The 20,812-nt window shown below is 43.1% G+C and carries 12 protein-coding genes; 6 read left to right on the forward strand and 6 right to left on the reverse strand.

Annotation, left to right across the window (positions count from 1 at the left end):
* Positions 1-2,694, reverse strand: coding sequence for a glycosyltransferase family 2 protein (locus IEX80_RS02310; RefSeq protein WP_229701489.1), 2,694 nt, complete (start codon positions 2,692-2,694; stop codon positions 1-3).
* A 287-nt stretch (positions 2,695-2,981) separates the two neighbouring features.
* Positions 2,982-4,244: a glycoside hydrolase family 2 TIM barrel-domain containing protein gene (locus IEX80_RS02315; protein WP_229701490.1), complete on the reverse strand. Its 1,263-nt coding sequence runs from the start codon at positions 4,242-4,244 to the stop codon at positions 2,982-2,984.
* Positions 4,245-4,693: 449 nt separating this feature from the next.
* Between IEX80_RS02315 and IEX80_RS02320 the strand changes: the two genes are divergently transcribed.
* Positions 4,694-6,139, forward strand: a complete 1,446-nt coding sequence (locus tag IEX80_RS02320; RefSeq protein WP_188831813.1) for a phytoene desaturase family protein — start codon at positions 4,694-4,696, stop codon at positions 6,137-6,139.
* Positions 6,140-6,228: 89 nt separating this feature from the next.
* Here IEX80_RS02320 and IEX80_RS02325 read toward each other — a convergent pair whose 3' ends face one another.
* The gene (locus IEX80_RS02325; RefSeq protein ID WP_188831814.1) at positions 6,229-6,813 is read right to left on the reverse strand and encodes an RNA polymerase sigma factor; all 585 of its coding nucleotides are present in this window, start codon (positions 6,811-6,813) and stop codon (positions 6,229-6,231) included.
* A gap of 140 nt (positions 6,814-6,953) precedes the next feature.
* Here IEX80_RS02325 and IEX80_RS02330 point away from each other — a divergent pair, with 140 nt between their 5' ends.
* The 3 genes from IEX80_RS02330 to IEX80_RS02340 all read left to right on the forward strand — a co-directional run bounded on the left by IEX80_RS02330 (position 6,954) and on the right by IEX80_RS02340 (position 13,214).
* The gene (locus tag IEX80_RS02330) at positions 6,954-8,123 is read left to right on the forward strand and encodes a FecR family protein (protein WP_188831815.1); all 1,170 of its coding nucleotides are present in this window, start codon (positions 6,954-6,956) and stop codon (positions 8,121-8,123) included.
* Positions 8,124-8,261: 138 nt separating this feature from the next.
* A complete protein-coding gene (locus tag IEX80_RS02335) occupies positions 8,262-11,684 on the forward strand; it encodes a TonB-dependent receptor (protein ID WP_188831816.1) in 3,423 nt (1,140 codons plus the stop codon).
* A 9-nt stretch (positions 11,685-11,693) separates the two neighbouring features.
* Positions 11,694-13,214: a RagB/SusD family nutrient uptake outer membrane protein gene (locus tag IEX80_RS02340; protein ID WP_188831817.1), complete on the forward strand. Its 1,521-nt coding sequence runs from the start codon at positions 11,694-11,696 to the stop codon at positions 13,212-13,214.
* A 238-nt stretch (positions 13,215-13,452) separates the two neighbouring features.
* On the opposite strand, the gene IEX80_RS02345 is transcribed toward IEX80_RS02340, so the two are convergent.
* On the reverse strand, positions 13,453-13,905 hold the full coding sequence (locus IEX80_RS02345) for a pyridoxamine 5'-phosphate oxidase family protein (RefSeq protein ID WP_090525181.1): 453 nt from the start codon (positions 13,903-13,905) through the stop codon (positions 13,453-13,455).
* 395 nt (positions 13,906-14,300) lie between these two features.
* On the opposite strand from IEX80_RS02345, the gene hemA reads away from it, so the two are divergent.
* Both hemA and IEX80_RS02355 read left to right on the forward strand, forming a co-directional pair.
* Complete coding sequence (gene hemA, locus IEX80_RS02350; RefSeq protein WP_217633103.1) at positions 14,301-15,572, forward strand: glutamyl-tRNA reductase; 1,272 nt, start codon at positions 14,301-14,303, stop codon at positions 15,570-15,572.
* A gap of 234 nt (positions 15,573-15,806) precedes the next feature.
* The gene (locus IEX80_RS02355; RefSeq protein ID WP_090525184.1) at positions 15,807-16,499 is read left to right on the forward strand and encodes a hemerythrin domain-containing protein; all 693 of its coding nucleotides are present in this window, start codon (positions 15,807-15,809) and stop codon (positions 16,497-16,499) included.
* 14 nt (positions 16,500-16,513) lie between these two features.
* On the opposite strand, the gene IEX80_RS02360 is transcribed toward IEX80_RS02355, so the two are convergent.
* The gene (locus tag IEX80_RS02360; RefSeq protein WP_090525186.1) at positions 16,514-18,577 is read right to left on the reverse strand and encodes a copper-translocating P-type ATPase; all 2,064 of its coding nucleotides are present in this window, start codon (positions 18,575-18,577) and stop codon (positions 16,514-16,516) included.
* A gap of 38 nt (positions 18,578-18,615) precedes the next feature.
* A complete protein-coding gene (locus IEX80_RS02365) occupies positions 18,616-20,808 on the reverse strand; it encodes a multicopper oxidase domain-containing protein (protein ID WP_090525188.1) in 2,193 nt (730 codons plus the stop codon).
* Between the last annotated feature and the right edge of the window lie 4 nt (positions 20,809-20,812).

Raw genomic sequence — 20,812 nt, forward strand, 5'->3', positions numbered from 1 at the left:
TTAATTTTGAAGAGGGGTATTTAATGTTGCGTAATCAACAGTTACATTATTGCCATCGGTTGCAACAAGGTACAGCCTGTATCTGTCGTCATTTTTTGGAATCGTAATGTATACGTCCGGACTGCTTCCTACCTTTTTCATGCCGATAGCGTTACCCAAATTGTCTGTTTTGACAAGATACCATTCAAATTTCAATCCGGTTTTTAAATAGGCGGCGATATTCCAATGGCCGTAGGAAAATACCAGGGCGTTATAGCGCAGGGATGCTCCGGGAGTAGTTGTTAATGCAGGTTTTAGTATTTTAATATCGGGCAAATTATAGATAGGTGTATTGCCATTCCAGTTCCTGCTTATTTTATAAAGGTAACGTTTATTTCTGCCCCATACATCTTTTAAACCGTCAAACGTGACAGCAGTGCCGCTTTGTTGATCCTGCCAGTTAGCGTAAAAAATTCCGCCGGAATGCTGTACACCTTCGAGTGCACCGGGATCAGTGCAACTGAAAAAATAAGGCGTTTTAAAATCACAGCTAACATATTTCAATGACCGTTTATTATCAACAATTACTCCGAAAGCATCAATTGCCGGTATTTGCCCCTTTAATATTTGCATAGCAGGGTTGAGTGTGGGAGAGGATAAAAGGTCGATGGTTAATGGCCTTGTTGGGTCTTCATGTTTAATTTCATTTACCAAACGTTTTAACAAATTGATATAATGCTGTTGGGCCTGGTACAACTGTGGCCCATGATAAAATTGAGATAGTTGCTGGTAGGTACTATTACCTAAGTTCCAGGCACTGATGTTAGGGTTTGATTTATTTTTATTTATGGTGTTAAGGATGATATTGAATTGCTCGTGCAGGTAGGTGGTATCATTAATGAAGCTTGATGGGGCAGGAACCCAAAAGCTATAATTAATTTTTAAGCCCTTTTGTGCTGCTGCTTCAAAAATTGAGTGGTCGTAAATATTAGGTCCATATATTTTTATGGTATTTATCCCCGCTTTTCTAATGTCTTCAAAATCATTAACTATGATTTTTTTGGTGAGCGGGGCTATGTTCTTGTACCAGTAGTTTCCTTTAGAGTAGATTACGCCTTTTACTGAAGAAAAAAATGGAGGGTTTACTGATAAACGTTTTTGACCGGTGACTGGATCTTGTTCAATAATATTTGTCGAAGTATCTGAAGACTTTCTCGAAGCGCTATTATAAAGTCGCGATCGCCTGATCAATTGGGATAACCCGGTGGTATCTGATGAGGAGATGAACTCGGCAAAAGACTTTTTGCTATTATCATTCTTTGCATCGAAACCACGCGCAACATTAAAACTTGTATCTTCATCCGTTTCCTGAGAAGCATATATGCAGATGCCAACCACTAATACGCTAAGTATCAGGCTAACTTTCCTTACACCGAAATATATCTTTCTTCTTAATAGCCAAAAAAATACTTTAACATGCTGTATTTTTGAAACAACTGTAAATAATGTTGCATGTTTATCCAGGTAGGCCTGAAACTTGAGTTCTGAACTCGCGATAAGCATAAATATCATGAACATACAATTCAGGCCAACGATGCCGGACATAAAAAGTGTATAGGGGTTCCAGTCGTTGTAAAGGCCGTAAATAATAGCCGCGATGGATACAACCAACACTACAATATTGGGTAAGTTGTTTTTTAAATTTTTTTCATCTTTGATATCCTTGGGGGTTGCTATGTAGGGAACGTTCTTCCTGATAATAGTATAGACAAAACCTAATATAAAAACCCACCATGTACCTATGAGCAGTAATCCCCCCACCACATGAAACCCCCGCTCATTATCCTCCATTACCCATTGCTGAACAAAATGCCTGATCAGAACCACTGAAGTTATAAAAGGAACACTGATAACTAAAAACTCAGAAAAGTCCATCCTTAACGGGAAAGCATCTGTGAACAGTGATATGACCGGAATTGAGAAATTAATAAGAAATACAAAACCAGATAAGTAAAATAGAGGTAAAAGACCGTAATGAAGTTTCTGCCGCCAGTTGAATTTTCTAAAAAGTTTAACGTAGGAAGTCACCAGAAGCTCAAAAACACCCCGCGACCATTTCAATTGTTGCTTATAATAAGCTGACAAAGTAGCCGGAACCAGGCCCCGGGTCAATACAGCGGGTACATAAACGGATTTCCAATTGCGTGCATGGAGCTGCATTGCCGTATGCATATCTTCAGCCAGCCCGGCAGCATGCCCGCCAATTGATTCCAAAGCTGTTCGCCTGAAAGTACAATTGGCGCCTATAGCCTGCACAGTGCCATAACTGTTCATGCACATCATCATGGGGCCGTAAAACTGATAGGTTTGTTGTGCCGCGCCTTTAGCTATCCATCCAATGTCATGATTGTAATAAGCCTGCACAATTTGCACATAACCAATTTCGGGGTTATCAAAATGAGCTATTATCGGATCCAGAAATTCGGGTACGGGTATATGGTCAGGATCAAGAATTACACATAGTTCGCCTGATGACTGGGCTAACGCGTTATTAATATTGCCGGCTTTGGCGTTGATCTTTTTAGTTCTTGTTATGTGATGAACACCCAGTTCTTTACAAACTGATTTCAGGTAAGGGTCATCGGCCTCGTCACATAAAAAGGTTTCGTGAGGATAACGTATAGCCTGAATTGCAGTAAGTGTTTCAACAATCATTTCATATGGTTCACCGGCGCAAAACGTGGTAAATATGTCTACCGTATATTGTTTCGTTATGGGTAAAACAGGCGGAACACTTATTGACCAATAATGATACCACTCATATATTACCTTAAAAAAGGTATAAACAAAGGTTGATATTAATAGCCAATACAGTGGCTGATAACCAATAACTGACTTTCTGAGCAGGCTATGTATTAAAAAAAACATACAAAGCAAACCGATGATAATCATCAGCCTTAAATAAAATAATTGCCGTTTGGAAGGTGGTTTTATAATATTGTTCATGGATTTTTTAATACATAAAAGGGAGTGTTTGAGGTAGCAAAAGAGCCCTTTTGATCATATACATAAACCAATAAGCGATAAGGGCCTTCTTGATCCGGTACTTTAAACTTCAAGTCCGGTCCGCTATGCCCGATTATTAAATTTTTAATCTCCTTTGGTTTCTTTTGGTTAAAAACGCCATTGGGTTTGAACCAATCCTCCGCAAATATTTGCCATTTAAATGTTAAGCCGGTAGTATCAGGATCTTCAAGATACACTTTGCTGTTTATTGTTATGCCGGGCTTAAACAAGATATTGTCCCTGGCACCTTTTCCATCTACCAGCATATATTTCAATGCAGGGGCCTTCTTAGACGCTTTTTGGCCCGTCCAGATATAATGCATCACCTGAACGGCCTCGGTTTCAGCGCCATTTTCATCAAACAGACTGAACCAGGTTGGCGTTAGCTCCTGTTTTTGACCCCAATAAAACACCATCGACCCCAGAAACCTGGAGTTATTAACCGGCATATACTTTTTATAGGTATAAAGATATTGCTCAGCCTTTTTGGTACTGGTATTTTCAATATAAGCCCCCCAGGCATTTTGATTGTCCGCGACCCAGGGCCCTTCAATTCCCCATTCTGTTATCAGGAACGGGCCATCCCAAAACCAATTGAATTTTTGAAGATCTTCATTTAATGTTTGTATCGAGCCAAAAACATTGAACGAGATGAAGTCAATATTCGTCCGTAGCTTAATATTGACAATGTTTTTCTTTTGAAAGGACATAATGGTTGTGGTAACCGGATGCTGCGGATCGTCCTGATGGATCATATCAACCACATCATTAAATATGGTATAAAACTGATTGTATTTCGGTTTGTAAGGGAATGCAAGCTCATTGCCCAGGCACCAACTCAAAAGCGCGGGGTGATGCTTAAACCTATTTACAATACCGGCAATAGTCTTCACATGGGCACTGGCTTTGGGTGTTTTATAAAAGTCATCTATACTTTCGCTTGGTGGCATTGGCAAACCTGCTATTACAGCTAAATGATGTGCCTGCGCCGAATCTAAAATACTTCCTAAATTTAAGGTGTCCCAAACCCTTATCGTATTGCCTCCAGCCTCGTTTAACTGTTTTAAATTTGTAAAACCGGAAGCTCCTTTTATGAAAAATGGCTCACCATTACGGTACAGCGAATATTTGCCATTTTCGTTTTTGATGTAAACTCCATTTTTATTGACATTGCGAGGCTGTGATCGATTACAAGACAAAAAAGAAAGGCAAAGTATCAGACAACTAATAATTAATCGTAAAAGAGGACATCTCATAAATAGTAGTTCGGTTCATTTAAAAATGCAAACGAAATTTTTGTAGCTACATATAAAACTCTTCGCCTTTTAATAAAAGGAAATTCCAACTGCAGGTTTTGGTTCATGTTGCGAATATTCAAAAAATCATGTAAATATTGACTGTATACGGAAAGTATAATTAATAGTTTATATGTAGATCAGGAATTAAGAGGAGGGGGCCAGATGTTAGCAGATACACCTTACTGCCGGCATGATTTGGGGGACATTTGCAGGATAAATTGCCCGAATTTATAGAACGTAAAGGTAAGGCGACAAGAAATGATGTGTATATTGTGCCTGATAACTTAAATCGTCAGTGCGCGTTTTACTAAGGCAAATTAGTAGCGGGCAAATCCAAAATACAGATACCTGTGAAACCGGAAAAGCATGATTATGACGCAGTAATAGTAGGCTCGGGGCCAAATGGCCTTGCGGCAGCCATATTGTTGCAACAAAACGGACTTTCGGTGTTACTGCTTGAAGGAAAAAGTACTATTGGCGGCGGTTTACGTACTGAAGAACTAACCCTGCCTGGTTATAAGCATGATGTTTGCTCAGCTATTCATCCGCTGGCAGTTGGTTCGCCATTTTTTGAAACACTGCCACTGCGTGAGCACGGCCTTGAATATATTTATCCCACAATATCTGCAGCGCATCCCTTTGATAATGGAACCGCCGCGGTACTTAAAAAAGCCATTGTTGAAACTGCCAATCTGTTAGGTGCCGACAGGGATACCTACATCAAACTGATGGCCCCCCTGGTAACTTCGTGGCCCGGTTTGGCGTCTGATGTTTTAGGTCCGCTTACTTTTCCCAAACATCCGGTCCACCTGGCTGCTTTTGGGCTGGATGCTTTAACTTCAGTAAACTATTTGGCCAAACGCTTTAAAACTGAGGAAGCCAAAGGGCTTTTAGCCGGGATGGCTGCTCATAGCATTCTGCCGCTAAAAAATCTTACCACATCTGCAATTGCTTTAGTATTGATGGTTAACGGGCATTTAAAAGGCTGGCCTGTGCCTAAAGGCGGCTCGGTAAAAATAGCGGAGGCACTGGCATCATACTTTACATCAATAGGGGGCAGGATAGAAACCAATACCTACATCAATAATTTTGATCAGCTGCCATCGGCAAAGACAATTTTGTTTGATGTTACGCCAAAACAACTGCTGCAAATTGCCGGACATAAATTTTCATCATTGTATAAATGGCAACTGGAACGTTATCGTTACGGGATGGGTGTTTTTAAAGTTGACTGGGCGCTTGACGATGTTATTCCGTTTAAAGCAGGAGAGGCCCGGCAAGCAGGAACGGTACATATTGGCGGTACGCTGAGGGAAATTGCTGCATGTGAACAGCAAATCTGGGACGGTTTGCACCCCGAAAAACCATTTGTACTGCTGGCCCAGCAAAGCCTTTTTGATAATACCCGTGCACCCCAGGGCAAGCATACCGCCTGGGCATACTGCCACGTTCCCAACGGATCAAACAAAGACATGACCGATTTTATCGAAAAACAAGTGGAGCGTTTTGCCCCTGGTTTCCGCGAACGCATCATAGGCAGGCATACTTTTAACACAGGGCAACTGGAAAACTATAATCCCAATTATATCGGAGGTGATATTAACGGTGGGGTAATTGACATTGGCCAGTTGTTTACCCGGCCGGTATTGCGCCGCTCACCATACCGCACATCGGCAAAGGGGATTTATATCTGTTCATCATCCACACCGCCGGGAGGAGGGGTACATGGTATGTGCGGCTACCATTCGGCCAAACGTGCTTTAAAAGATGTGTTTAACATCAGCATTCAATCATAATTATTAATCAAAGCTCAGAAGTCCCTATAGCTCTTCATACCTAAAATGACAATAGGCTTCGCAAAGCCGTGCACAATCCCCCCCCCGCATTATTTAAAAAACATATAGTACAGGCAAAGCATCGTTGAAACTTGCTTGAAACAGCTCCTTAGGTGTTTCAATGCCACGGTTATCTGGTTTTCAACCGTTCGTTTGGATATTCCTAAGCGGGCGGCAATTTCCTGGTTACTCAGGTTTTCCATGCGGCTCATGTAAAATATTTCCTGGCAGCGCTTGGGCAACTTCTCCAGGTAATAACTCAGTTCCTGTAACAACTCCTGATTTTTGATCCGGAAATCACCCTGGTTGTAGTCGGGGAAATTGCCTGCTTCCAGATTATCTAATTCCAGGATGACCGGGCGCTTTGCCGCACGCATGCGATTATAAACCTGGTAGCGGATGGCCGAGAGCAGAAAATTGGGGACAGATTCTATGTCCAGTTGATACCGGCGATCCCAGATATTCAGGAAAACATCATGTACTGCTTCTTCACTATTTTCACGGTCTTTCAGGTACCGGAGGGCAGTCTTATATAACCTTACCCAGTACCGGTCAAAAAGTAGGGCGAACGCGTGCTCATCGTCATTACGTACGGCAAGCCACAGCTCCTGATCACTAATATGAGAATTGTACATACAATTGGTTGGATAAAAGTAGGAAAAGCCGGTTAAAATTATTTAACATTTAAGCCTGAGTGGGAAAAAAAGTTAGAAATGTATGTGTGTGTCGTCATAAAATTTACACTAACACCATATAAACCTGCAATTGCAACCTGATGATAACTAAAAACGAGTTCCTTGCGCTGTATGAAAAATATATGAGCGGTCAATGTACTGATGCTGAAAAACAGCTATTGGATGCATACCGCGATGAAATGCAGTTGGCCGACGAGGTTTGGGATGATGAAGAGGTTAGTGAAGCCGATGTACATGCGCGGATTTGGAAAAAATTAACTGAAAGCAGGCAAAAAGCTACCGTCATAAAACCTCTTAAACAAACGAGCTACAAATGGTTATGGGCGGCTGCTTCATTAGTTGCTATAGCTGTATTGGCTGGCTTGCTGTTTATGCCTACAAAAAAGGATAATACCACAGGTACAATAGTTAAGAATACTAAAACAACCATATTACCCGGAAGCAACAAAGCATATCTCACTTTGGCCAATGGCAATAAAATAGTACTTGATGACGCCAAAAATGGTCAATTGGCAGCAGGGATGGGCGTAAAAGTAAGCAAAGCAGCCAACGGTTTAGTGGTTTATAAATTTGACAGGAAGCCAAACGAACAAGGGCAGGCAGGTATCCCACAAATCAATACCATCACCACACCGCGTGGCGGCCAATACCAGGTAGTATTGGAAGACGGCACCAAGGTGCAGCTTAATGCAGCATCGTCAATCAAATTCCCGGAGTATTTTACCGGGGCGAACCGTGAAATTGAATTAAACGGTGAGGCCTATTTTGAGGTAGCAAGGGATAAAGCTCATCCATTTATCGTTAAGGCCAACAGTACGCAGGTGCAGGTATTTGGTACCCATTTTAATATTAATGCTTATAGCGATAATGACGATATAACCACCACCTTGCTTGAAGGTTCGGTTAAAATGAGTAAAGGAACGGCCTCGGTGATGCTTTTACCTGGACAACAGGGAACTGTAAACCAAAATGGTTCATCAATAAAAGTACAAAAGGCCGATGTTGAAGCCAATATGGCCTGGATAAACGGCTTTTTTATATTTCATGATCAAAGCATTGTGAATATCATGAAGCAGGTGAGCCGCTGGTATGACGTGGATATTGAGTATCAGGATACGCAGGTTCAGGAAAATGAATTTGGCGGTACCATCTCAAAATATAAAGACATTAAAGAATTGCTTGATAATATCAAGCTTACCGGTAGTATTCACTATAAAATTGAAGGAAGGAGGGTTATCATTATGAAGTAACCCCATACTTACATAATGCTATCCCAAAAAGAAAGTAACCAGGAGCGTTCGCACCGCCCCTGGCTCAATGCTACGGATAGCAATCAGGTCAGTTAACGATCATTTTTCTCACAACCAATTATTTAACCTAATATTCAAATGTACAAAAATTCTACTGCATTAAAGCGCGGGCAGATACCCCGTGCCGTATCAAAAATATTTCTGATCATGAAATTGTCGTTCTTTTTGTGTCTGGTTTCGATACTTCAGGTAAGTGCCTCAACCACGTTTGCGCAAAGGATAAGTCTTAGTAAAAATAACGCTTCGCTTGTTGAAACGCTTAAAGACATCCACAGGCAAAGCGGATATAGCCTACTCTACAATTCCAAAATGTTAAAAAAGGCACTTCCTGTAAACGTCGACCTTAAAGATGCGGGATTGGAAGAAGCATTGCAGCAATGTTTCCGCGACCAGCCTTTTAGTTATGTAATTAATAACACTACTATTGTAGTTACCCCCAAACCCGCCGAAAAGAAACCGGCACAGGTAATAACGATTACCGGTACGGTAAAAGATCAGAAAGGCATGTCTTTACCGGGTGTTACAGTAAAGGTTAAAGGTACCAACACGGGTGTACAGACCAATATTGATGGCAATTATACTGTTACTGTGAATGACAATAGCGCAGTGTTGGTATTCAGCTTTGTGGGTTTTGTTACCCGGGAGGTACCTGTAGGCAATCAAACCAAAATTGATGTAACGCTTAAAGAGCAAACATCGGCACTAAACGAAATTGTAGTGGTTGGTTATGGTACGCAAAAGAAAGCAAACCTTACAGGTGCTGTATCATCGGTATCCGGCGAGACATTGAATAAACGCCCTGTCGTTAACACTGCATCTATGCTTGAAGGTCTTGCACCGGGTGTTCAGATCAACACAGGCTCAGGCGAGCCGGGCAACGAGAGCGTATCTATCCGGATTCGCGGTAACAGCACATTCAGTGGCGCCGGTTCTGATCCGTTAGTATTGATAGATGGTGTTCCCGGTAACTTCAGCGATCTTAACCCAACCGATATCGACAATGTATCTGTTTTGAAAGACGCTGCATCTGCATCAATATACGGTTCAAGGGCTGCCAACGGCGTGGTGCTTGTAACAACCAAGCAAGGCAAGGCCGGACAAATGTCTGTTACTTACGATGGTAACTTAGGGTACAACAGCCCGACCAAGATGTTTAAACTGGTGACCAACTCTGCCCAATATATGGAGATGTTTAACCAGGCACGCATCAACAGCGGCACAACAGATCCTAACTCACTTTATCCGCAGGACCAGATCGATCTGTATCGTAACGCTACAGATAGGGTACGCTATCCTAATACCGATTGGCTGAGCCTGATATTCAGGACTGCTGTAACACAAAACCATAACCTGACATTTAACGGAGGCAGTGAAAAAACTACGTATAACGTGTCATTGGGATATGTTAACCAGGACGGTATTGAAAGGGGCTTTGATTATAAGCGATATAGCGCACGGATCAATCTGACTTCAAAGATTAACGATCATATAAAATTCGGCACCAACGTATTGTTAAAATCAGGCACCAGGGGTGCTGTAGCCGGTAATCCTTCATCACCAAGTCAGTGGGATGGTTCTTCGATGGATCTTTTCCTTTCGGCCATGTCGCAGGCGCCTACTTATGGTCCATATTTAGCTGATGGTAGCGGGCGGTACACCTACAAAGCTTATGACTTTGAGTATAACAATAAAAACCCGATAGCTGTACTTGATCAAAACTTCAGAAGGATCACCAATGATTACGCTGTAAACGCTCAGGGCTGGTTTGAGGTGCAGTTTACTAAAGATATTTCCTGGTATACCAAAGGTGCCGTGAACTTTAACATGGATAAGTACAAGGACTTTAAAGCCACGCTGGATGAGTATAATTTCCGCACTAATCAACTGGCAACATCTCTTGACCTGGGTAAAGGTTTAACAGATCAGGACGAGCAAACCGTATATACCAACCTGTTCAGTTACCTGAACTATGCACTCAATTTTCATGGGCATAATATTAAAGCACAATTTGGTTATAGTATTGAGCAAAGTAAATATCAGTACTTATCAGGTTATCGTAAAAACTTTGCCGATCTGGACCTGCAGGAGTTAAACGCAGGTGGTTCTGATATTCAAAACGCAAACGGAACCAGTAACCAATGGGCCTTAATGTCTTATTTCGGTCGTGTAAATTACGACTATAAAGGGCGTTACCTTTTAGAGGGCAACATCCGTGATGACGGAAGTTCAAAATTCGCCGGTAAAAACAAATGGGGTGTATTCCCATCGTTTTCAGCCGGCTGGAGGGTTACTGAAGAGCCTTTTGTAAAAGCCATGAATTTAACCTGGCTGGATAATTTCAAATTAAGAGGTTCATGGGGACAACTGGGTAATCAAAATATAGTAATGAACGGCTATGGTGCCAACTATCCATATCAGGCTTTATTAAACTTTACCGGCAATTATTCTTTTGATAATTCGACACTGTTAACTGGCGTAGCTCAGCAAAACCTCAACAATCCGGCTATTAAATGGGAAACCACTACTATGACCGACATTGGTTTGGATGTAACAGTTTTCAAAAACTTTAATTTAACTGCCGATTGGTATAATAAAACAACGTCTGATATTTTGAGGCAGGCACAGGTTACCGCAGCTGTGGGCTTAAGTGCACCTACCATTAATGACGGTTCGGTAAATAACAGGGGTATTGAGCTTGGTATATCGTACAATAATGTAATAACTGATGGCGCTTTAAAGGGCTTAGCCTTTAATGTAGGCGCAAACGTTGATCATAACCGTAACAAACTGGTGAAATTTGGTCAAACAGAAATTGGAGATTATACCATCAACCAAAACGGACAGCCGTGGAACTCATTCTACATGCTGCAGGTTATCGGGATCTTCCAGTCGGCACAAGAGGTAGCCAATTCTCCCAAACAGTTTTCTGATTCTACCTTACCGGGCGACTTAAAATATAGAGACGTAAACGGCGATGGTAAAATTGATCAAAATGACCGTACAATTATCGGTGGTGTTTATCCAAAATTAAACTACTCATTTAACTTATCGGCCAGCTTTAAAGGCTTTGACTTATCAGCCATGATGCAGGGCGTTTACGGTGTTAAATCTTATGTATCAGGTTGGGGCACTATACCATTTGTACAAGGTTCGTCACCAACTACCGATTGGTTAAATGCCTGGACGCCTGAGCACCCTTCAACCACTATGCCGCGTCTGTATTTTGGCCAAAGCGCACCTGATAAGATCGGTCGCAGGTCATCTTATTTCTTGCAGGACGCATCTTATTTGAGGCTTAAAAACCTGGTGTTTGGTTATACCCTGCCGTCACAGCTTACCAAAAAAGTGGGTATCAATAGGTTAAGGGTTTATTTCGCCGGTGATAACCTATTAACCATAACCCAATTTAAAGGCCTTGATCCTGAGCGTTATGGTAGCGGCGACCAGGTGCAGTACCCGCAAAATAAAATCTACTCTTTTGGTTTGAACGTTTCCTTTTAATTAGCCCACATGAAAAATCGAATTATAATAACCATCATATTAATTGCATCGCTGTTTTTAGGCGCATGTAAAAAGGCTCTTGATCTAAACCCCAATGATCAGATAGCCACTTCAACTTTCTATAAAACGAAAGCAGACTTTGACGCGGCTTTAGCAGCGGTTTACGCTTCCCTTCAGCCAGAAGAATTTTCCTATGGCATGGGCTTCAGGGATGGCTTTACTGATAACGGCTATAATCAGTTTAATTCGGGAGCTGCCAAGGATTTTGTACAGGGCAACTTTAACCCTACAACCGGCGGTTATGAAACAGCCATTTATAACGATAGTTATACCGGCATCGCAAGGGTAAACCTGTTTTTGCAAAATTTAGGTACTTATAAAGGTTCAGATATATCTGATAGCCAGCGTAAGGTGTATGAAGGCGAAGTAAGGTTTATCCGGGCTTTTCTATACTTCCAGTTATATAGCATTTATGGTGATGTACCATTGGTTGTGGAACCGCTTAACCTCAGCAATCAAAAGCAACCTAAAGTACCTGCGGCGCAGGTGCTTGCCCAGATCATTGCCGACCTGGATTATGGTATTGCCAATTTGAACGCTGCAGCTTATTATGCTAACGGCGGCCACGCTGCAGCTTCATCTGCAAAGGCATTAAAGGCAAGGGTTTTGTTATTTGCAGCATTTGGCAGCACTGGTACGCCTGATGCCGCCATGCTTACACAGGTTAAAAACCTATGTCTTGATTTGATGGCACAATATAAACTGAGTACCAATTTTGAGGATATTTTCAGGGATGCTGCCCAGAAAAACAATACCGAGATCATGTTTTCGGTTAACTTCCTGGCTCCAAACAATACGGCTCCATGGGATATGTATTATGGCGACTGGGATGCTTGTGCGCCTATGCAAAATATGGTGGACGCTTACGAGTGCACCGATGGACAACCATATGGTACCTCGCCATTAACTGATACAAAAAATCAGTTCAAAAACCGCGACCCAAGGTTGGCCAAAACTGTATATGCCGATTCAGTATATTTTGGTCCAGGCAAGGTTCACCATCCTTCAAATCTGAGGCCTACAGGCTATGGGATTATAAAATTCCTCGAACCAAATAATATCCCTTACGGCTTTTCAACCCTTAGCCAGCAGGATGCGGTTATACTGCGTTTAGGTGAGGTGATGCTGATGTATGCAGAAGCTCAAAATGAAATTGCCGGCCCTGATGCAACAGTTTATAAAGCTATGGCCGATTTGCGCGCAAGGGTAAATATGCCGGCTTACCCGGCCGGGTATACCAAAGATCAGATGCGTGAACGCATCAGGCACGAACGCCGTGTTGAGCTTGCTTTCGAAGGCTTGCGTCACTATGATCTGTTAAGATGGCATATTGCCGGCCCGGTACTTAACGCGGTAAAAACCAGCCTTATCAATTATCATTTTGAGGATAAATTTTACCATTGGCCTCTGCCTCAAACAGAAATTGACAAGAGCGGAGGCGTACTTATACAAAATCCGGATTACAAATAGCAACCGGATCTTAAAAGCCAGAGGCGGCCTGTCAATGAAGCGCATGCCAAAATCTGGACAACAGTCTTAATTAATCATGTGATGAGCCCGGTATTTTATCGGGCTCATTCCTTTAGTTTGAGTTTGACCCATTCCAAAAGCTTTTAACTGTATAATTCCGTACTTTATATAAAAGCTAAAAACAGAATGCACAAGGCCCAAAGTTTAATGTGTTGATTATTAATATTATTTATGCAGCTCAATGATGTTCAAACCTGCCGGTGACCTTGTCTATCCTGATCTTATAGACGATCAGGTCGATCTTGTCGCCAATATCATACTCATTTGCGGTTATACCATGGGAGGGATGGTCTGTAGCATGTTCCACCAGTGGCATAACCCGGTGGATCAGTAACTGCATTGTCTGCTCTTGTTCCGCTATGTCTGTAATTTCTTCAAATGTACCCCAGGCTATGACACTTTTCCAGCTAAAGATGTTTTTTATATCATCAACTTCAAAACAAACTTTAGGGTTTTTTCGCATCATTTCAATTTTCTTTCCCGGACCGGAATGCGCATAGATTACGCCGTTCTTGTATACATAGTTAACGGGTACGATATACGTGGTGCCCTGGGCATGACACCCTAAACGGCCGATTACCTGCCGGCTAAGCAACGCTTCAATTTCCGGTTGTTCCAATTTTCCTAACATAACGGCGAATATTAATTGACCAAAGCTAAGCTCATCACTGTTTAAACAAAATGCTGCCGGTCAGTTAAGGGCATGATCGCCGTCACATTTGTGTCAGTATCCCTTGGGCTGTTGATGTTGTGATACATGTTATGCATCCCGATCTGCCGGCTGTTGTACATCATCGCAATCACAGGGATATTTACCTGTGATTGTTTTTTATGTTGCTTTATTAATCAATTGGACCGGTTTCGGGTGTACAATCAATTGTATAAGTGACGGCCGTCACTATTTTAACCTGCCGAACATCGCAACTTTACCTCATAAAAATAATGTTATGAAAGTAGTTGAGGTAAGCTATGCCGCCAGTAAACGAACGGTCATTTCCCTGTTATACAATTTAAAGTTTTAAAAGCGTGAATAATAAGAGCAGCATAACTGGGATCGAAAATTTTTACGCGGTCGGAATTAATTATAAAAAATCGGACGCCCGGCTTAGAGGCCGTTTTGCAATTTCAAACGAGCAATATGAAGCCATATTGAAAGAGGCCGGTAATTATGGCGTTAGCTCATTATTTATCTTGTCGACATGTAACCGTACCGAAATCTACGGAGTAACCAATACGCCAAATGAACTGGTTAATCTGTTATGCAGTGTTACCAATGGCGAAATAAAAGAATTTAAGGGTCACTGCTATAAAAAGGAAGGCATTGGCGCGGTTGAACATATGTTTAACGTTGCAGCTGGTTTAGATTCACAGATACTTGGAGACTATGAAATTATCGGGCAGTTTAAACAGGCTGTAAGATTTGCGAAAGACCGCGGTTTTATCAATACCTTTTTAGAAAAGCTATATAATACTGTTTTGCAAGCCTCAAAGCAGATCAAAAATCAAACGGGCCTCAGCAAAGGAACTACTTCCGTATCATTTGCAGCTCTGCAATCCATTAAGCAATATCATGCTGATGCGACAAATATTTTGATTGTAGGGGCAGGTAAAATGGGGCAGCGTACATGTAAAAACATTAAAGATTACCTGGGACAAAAGGTTCGTATTACTTTGGTTAACAGGACTGTTGATAAGGCAGAGCGGCTTGCCGAAGAAATGGACGTTAGTTATGGCCATATAGCAGATTTGCCAACGCTCATTTCTCTTGCAGATGTTATTATTGTAACCACAGCTTGCGCTACGCCTGTAATTTTTAAAGCTGATCTTGAATATTGCAGTGAAAAACTGATCATAGATTTGGCAATACCCAACAATGTTGAACCCGCAGCATCAGAATTACCGCACATTAAACTGGTTAATATTGACGAACTCTCGCTTGTTAACAGTGAAACTATTCAGAAAAGGCAAAGTCAGGTTATTGCCGCGCGAGAGATCAACAACCATTTCATCAACAGGTTTGTTGAATGGTGCGAACTGCGAAAAAGCTGCATAGTGGTGAATGCCATTAAAAAACAGTTAACCTCCATTTGTTTAAGCCAATCTAAATCCGCCGGCTGCGTTGCGGGCTTTGTATCTTCCACGGATGAACAAAGAATACAGCAAATATTAAACGGAACAGCGGGAAAAATAAAAGGCGTTAACAAAGCCGGCTGCCATTACCTGGAGGCTTTAAATGAATTTATGTCGCCCCCGGGTTTACCAACCAACATATTAAATCCTGAGCGAACGTTAATATAAATAACAATAGACAGCCAAGGCAGATGTTTGAGGTTATCGGATAAACGGAAGTAATATCAATTTTGCCTGAATATAACCGGGGCATGAAAGAGATTATTAAATAGCGAATAAGAAAAAGAGGGTTTCCGGCGTTCAAAATATCATAGTACCTTTATTACTAAACATATTTTGCAGTATTGCCTGATACAGTACGATTTTTGTTAGTCATTGATCATCATCTTATCTGACTTCGCTATGGAAACCGCAAATCAACACCGCAGGGATTTTATTAAGACAGCCGCCATTGGGTCACTAACCGGGCTGACATTGTTATCAGCTTGTAATGACAACGATGATGAGGAGGATCAAAAAGTATCGCCACCCGAGGATCTTATGCAGGAGCACGGTTTACTGAACCGGGTGCTGCTCATTTATGACCATTGCAAAGGCCTCCTAATAGATAAGCAGGGTTTCCCGATGGAAGCATTGTTAAACTCGGCTGGCATTATTCGCACCTTTGTTGAGGATTACCATGAAAAGCAGGAAGAAAACTATCTGTTCCCACGTTTTCAAAAGGCCAACCAGTTAACTGATCTTGTACAAACGTTGCTGGCGCAGCATAAGGCTGGGCGTACTATCACGGATGAGCTCATGCAATTAACTAAGTCTCAAAACCTGACCGATACGGAAAAACAGCAGCTTATTACCTTGTTGAATAATTTCAACAGGATGTACCGCCCGCATGAAGCGCGCGAGGATACCATTTTATTCCCCGCCTTCCGCAAGATCGTATCCCATCATGAATATGACGCGCTGGGTGAGGAATTTGAAAATAACGAACATAAACTGTTTGGCAAAAACGGGTTTGAAGACATGGTTGAGAAAGTGGCCGGTATCGAAAAGTCTTTAGGTATTTATGAGCTGGCCCGGTTCACGCCAGGCACCTAACTGCAAATTGCCCACTATTTTTTGTTTCCTATCGATAACAGGCTGGCATTAATAGCCACCACTACCGTGCTCACTGTCATGAGTACCGCGCCAATTGTCGGGCTCACCATAATACCCTGGTTGTACAGAACGCCTGCTGCCAGTGGCAGGGTTATCACATTGTAACCTGTTGCCCAGGCCAGGTTCTGTGTCATTTTACGGTAGGTGGCTTTACCAAACAGGATCAGGTTAACGATGTCTTTAGGATTGCTGTTCACCAGCACAATGCCGGCGGTTTCGGCAGCAATGTCACTGCCCGAGCCAACAGCAATGCCAACGTCGGCCTGTGCAAGTGCGGGGGCGTCGTTTACACCATCACCTGTCATTGCTACAAACTCGCCCTGTTGCTGTAATTCTTTGATCTTTTCCAGTTTTTCATGCGGCAGTACTTCGGCAAAAAAACCATCCATTTTCAGCTGTGTGCTAACACTTTCGGCAACCTGCTTATTATCGCCGGTCAGGAGTATCGACTTGATACCGTTTTCGTGGAGGGTTGCTATCGCTCCCTTTGATTCCTCCCTGATGGCATCGCCAAGGGCAACAAACCCGGCAAGTTTTTCATCGATCAATACAAATACCACTGTTTCGTTACTGGACACCTTGAAATTTGCCGGAAGGCCGATACTATTTTCTTTCAGATAACCGGGACTGACCACTTTGATGTGCTTTTGCTCTGTAACCGCTTCAACGCCTTTACCAGTGATCGCTTTAAATTGTGTTACTTCGGGAAGGGTTAGTTTTCTTTTTTTAACTTCACTTAAAATGCCTGTGGCTATCGGATGTTCTGAATTGCTTTCCAATGCCCCCGCCAGCCTAAGTAATTCATCTTCGCTTTTCAATACTCCTCCGGTAAGCACCGTCCTGGATACCTCAAATTTTCCTTTAGTTAAGGTGCCGGTTTTATCAAAAACAATAGAAGTGATCTTTCGTGCATTTTCAAAAGCAGTCCTGTTTTTGATCAACAGGCCATGTTGCGCCGATAAGGATGTTGATTTAGCTACCACGAGGGGAACAGCCAGGCCGAGCGCATGCGGGCAACAGATCACAATAACGGTCACCATTCGCTCCATGGCAAAAGCCAGGTCGTGCCCCAGGCTAATCCATACCACGAATGTAGTTATACCGGCTAAGAGCGCAATGATAGTTAGCCAACGGGCCGCTTTATCTGCTAACAACTGCGTGTTTGATTTAGCGTTTTGCGCATCGCGGACAAGATCGATGACTTTGAACAAATAGGAATCTTTACCGCTATGTGTAACACGAACTTTTAATGAACCGTTACCGTTCACCGATCCGGCAATCACTCGCTGGCCTTTTGTTTTTTGCACCGGGGCAGATTCCCCTGTCAGCATGGACTCATTCAGGTAACTCTCGCCATCTTCCACCATACCGTCGGCGGGTACCTTTTCGCCTGGTTTAATTAAGATCAGGTCATTTTCTTTCAGGCTTTCCGTTTTCACGTCCTCTGTAATGTCTCCTTTAAATACGTGCGCGGCTGAAGGCATGAGCTGGACCAGCAATTCGAGCTCGCGCGAGGCGCCGGCTATCGATTTCATTTCGATCCAGTGTCCCAATAGCATAATGAGAATAAGCGTGTCCAGTTCCCAAAAGAAATCCATGCCATTAAGCCCGAATACGGTAGCCGCACTGTACAGGTAAGCAACGGATATGGCGAAACCGATCAGGGTCATCATTCCGGGGTTTTTCGCCTTTAGTTCCGAAAGCCACCCGGTCAGAAAAGGCCGGCCGCCATAAAGAAAAACTGCCGTCGACAGCGCAAAAAGTATATACCGGTCGCCCGGGAAACCAATTTGCAGGTGCAGCCAGTGTCGGATCATGGGCGATAGCGCCAATATAGGTAGGGTGAATGCTAGCACTACGTAAAAACGCTTACGGAAATCAGCGATCATGGCTCCGTGATCATGCCCGGCGTGGCCCATGTCTCCATGCCCCATACCATTTTCTTCCTGATGTTGTGGATGCTGGTGCCCTTTCATTTCAGGCATTTCGTGCTGGTGTTCATGATGCTGATGTTCCATAGTCGTTTGTATTAATTAGCTTTACTTACTGATAACTACTAATAGGTTAATGTTAATCCGGCGCCTAAGCCCATATCACTGTCATAGTGGCTGGAGAAAGAAAAATTCTTATTAACGATATAGCGCAGTCCGGTGCTATATTCTTTATCGGTATTGCCTGTTATAGAAAACCGGAGCCTGCTGGTCAATGCAATATCCTCCCGGCCAAGTTGAAACCTGAGTTTGCCATTGCCATCAATACGGGCATCGGCCACAAACAGTAATGGCAAAGTGTAGGCCAAACCTGCAACTACCGTATGCCGGTTGTTTTTATTGCTGAGCTGACCGAACAGGTTTTTTTCCTGTTCGTTTGTTTTTTTATAATGATAATCAAATCCTGCATAAGCATACAGCCATTGCATACGGCCAAAGTACCTTCCAAACATCGTTTCACTCTCATATCCCTTGGTATTGTTTATTCCAAGGTGCCACATGGTAGAAAATTTCCAGCGGGTATTTGCTAAAGCCGCGTTGCCATCGCTGCCGTTTGTTTCCAGCCCCAGTTTGGCCGATGCATAGTATTTACGATCGTCGGCAGCTACTTTCTTAAATCCAGCTGCCGGGTCGGGCACTTCGGGGTTAGGCGGCGAGTTTTCGTAACTGAAGATCCGCCCCATACCGCTCATCATATGGTATAGGATATGACAATGGAAAAACCAGTCGCCGCTTTCGCTGGCACGGAATTCGATGGTGTCCCTTTCCATCGGCATAATATCCAGGGTGTTCTTCAGCGGCGAGTATTCTCCCTGTCCGTTTAATACCCTGAAATAATGCCCGTGAAGGTGCATAGGGTGACGCATCATGGTATTGTTATAGAGAATGATACGAACATTTTCTCCCCGCTTAATCAGGATCTTGTCAGATTCCGAAACGGTTTTGTTGTTGATCGTCCAGACATAGCGGTTCATGTTACCGGTTAATTCAAAATTGAACACTTTGGTAGGGCCGGTTGGAAGCGTTGTCGGTTGAAGGGCTTTCAGCATACCATAGTTCAGGGTAACCGGCGGCTTGCCTTTGTCAAGTTCGGGATACATCACGGTGTTCATGTCCATTACCTGGGTAGTCATCTTCATTCCTTCCATTTCCTTCATGTTACCGTGCATATCCATCATATCATTCATCATTTTCATGCCGTCAAAATATTTCAGCTTAGGCAGCTTTTTAGCGGCGTGTTTGGCACCGCTGCCCAGCCAAAGCGACGTATATTTGGTACGATCTTCGGGTGTCGCCAGGAACTCATAACTGCCATCGGCAGGGATAGTAACTATCAGGTCATACGTTTCTGCAACGCCTACGATCATCCGGTCCACCTCAACAGGCTGAACATCTTCGCCGTCATTGGCAACAACTTTTAGTTTGCCGCCCGCCCAGCCAAGCCAGAAATAGGTAGAAGAACTTCCGTTAATTACCCGCAGTTTCACCTTGTCGCCGGCTTTAAATTCGGGAGCTTGGTTTTCGGCCTTGCCATTGCTGAAAAAACGGTCGTAGTAAACATCGCTTACATCCATAGCCGTCATGCGTTTCCATTCATTGGCCAGCTTTGTTTTGAAATGTCCGGTTTGTATCGCCTGCAAATAATTCTGGGTACTGCCTTTACGGATGGCATACCAGTCTGTGGCATTATGGAGCCGGCGCTGTACCTGTTCCGGGTTTTCATCGGTCCAGTCGCTTAGCAGCAGGGTATATTCCTTTAAAGGGGATGGCTGTTTTTTATGAATGATAAATGCCCCGTACAGCCCGCTTTGTTCCTGCGTCATCGTATGGGAGTGGTACCAGTAGGTTCCGTGCTGCACCAGCGGAAATTTGAATAGGTGCGTTTCACCAGCCTTGATGGGCGTGGTAGTTAGATAGGAAACACCGTCATACCGGTTGGGCAGGATCAGCCCGTGCCAGTGGATAGAGGTTTCCATCATCATTTCATTGTGCACATAGATCTCGGCAGTATCGCCTTCGGTAAATTCCAGTTCGGGTGCAGGGATACTGCCATTTATAGCCATAGCCGGCCGCTGTTTGCCGGTATAGTTAACGGTGGTATCATTGATATATAAGTGGTAAATCTCCCGGTTGCCTGTCTTGGTGAAAAACGGAAGATGCTTGCTCTGACCGGCAGACTCCATTTTCATCCCCGAATGTTGGGCAATGGAACTGACAACAGGCAGCAAAAAAAGGAACAATAAAATAAACTTCTTCATAGTA

This window comes from Mucilaginibacter rubeus, from assembly GCF_014643835.1.
In the GTDB taxonomy this organism is placed as follows: Bacteria; Bacteroidota; Bacteroidia; order Sphingobacteriales; family Sphingobacteriaceae; genus Mucilaginibacter; species Mucilaginibacter rubeus.

Bases quoted from the DNA above. Each gene is read 5' to 3' on its own strand.
- IEX80_RS02345 (WP_090525181.1), bottom strand. From the start codon at position 13,905: ATGTTAGGAAAATTGGAACAACCGGAAATTGAAGCGTTGCTTAGCCGG.
- IEX80_RS02325 (WP_188831814.1), bottom strand. From the start codon at position 6,813: ATGTACAATTCTCATATTAGTGATCAGGAGCTGTGGCTTGCCGTACGT.
- IEX80_RS02330 (WP_188831815.1), top strand. From the start codon at position 6,954: ATGATAACTAAAAACGAGTTCCTTGCGCTGTATGAAAAATATATGAGC.
- IEX80_RS02360 (WP_090525186.1), bottom strand. From the start codon at position 18,577: ATGGAACATCAGCATCATGAACACCAGCACGAAATGCCTGAAATGAAA.
- IEX80_RS02335 (WP_188831816.1), top strand. From the start codon at position 8,262: ATGTACAAAAATTCTACTGCATTAAAGCGCGGGCAGATACCCCGTGCC.
- IEX80_RS02340 (WP_188831817.1), top strand. From the start codon at position 11,694: ATGAAAAATCGAATTATAATAACCATCATATTAATTGCATCGCTGTTT.
- IEX80_RS02365 (WP_090525188.1), bottom strand. From the start codon at position 20,808: ATGAAGAAGTTTATTTTATTGTTCCTTTTTTTGCTGCCTGTTGTCAGT.
- IEX80_RS02310 (WP_229701489.1), bottom strand. From the start codon at position 2,694: ATGATTGTTGAAACACTTACTGCAATTCAGGCTATACGTTATCCTCAC.
- IEX80_RS02355 (WP_090525184.1), top strand. From the start codon at position 15,807: ATGGAAACCGCAAATCAACACCGCAGGGATTTTATTAAGACAGCCGCC.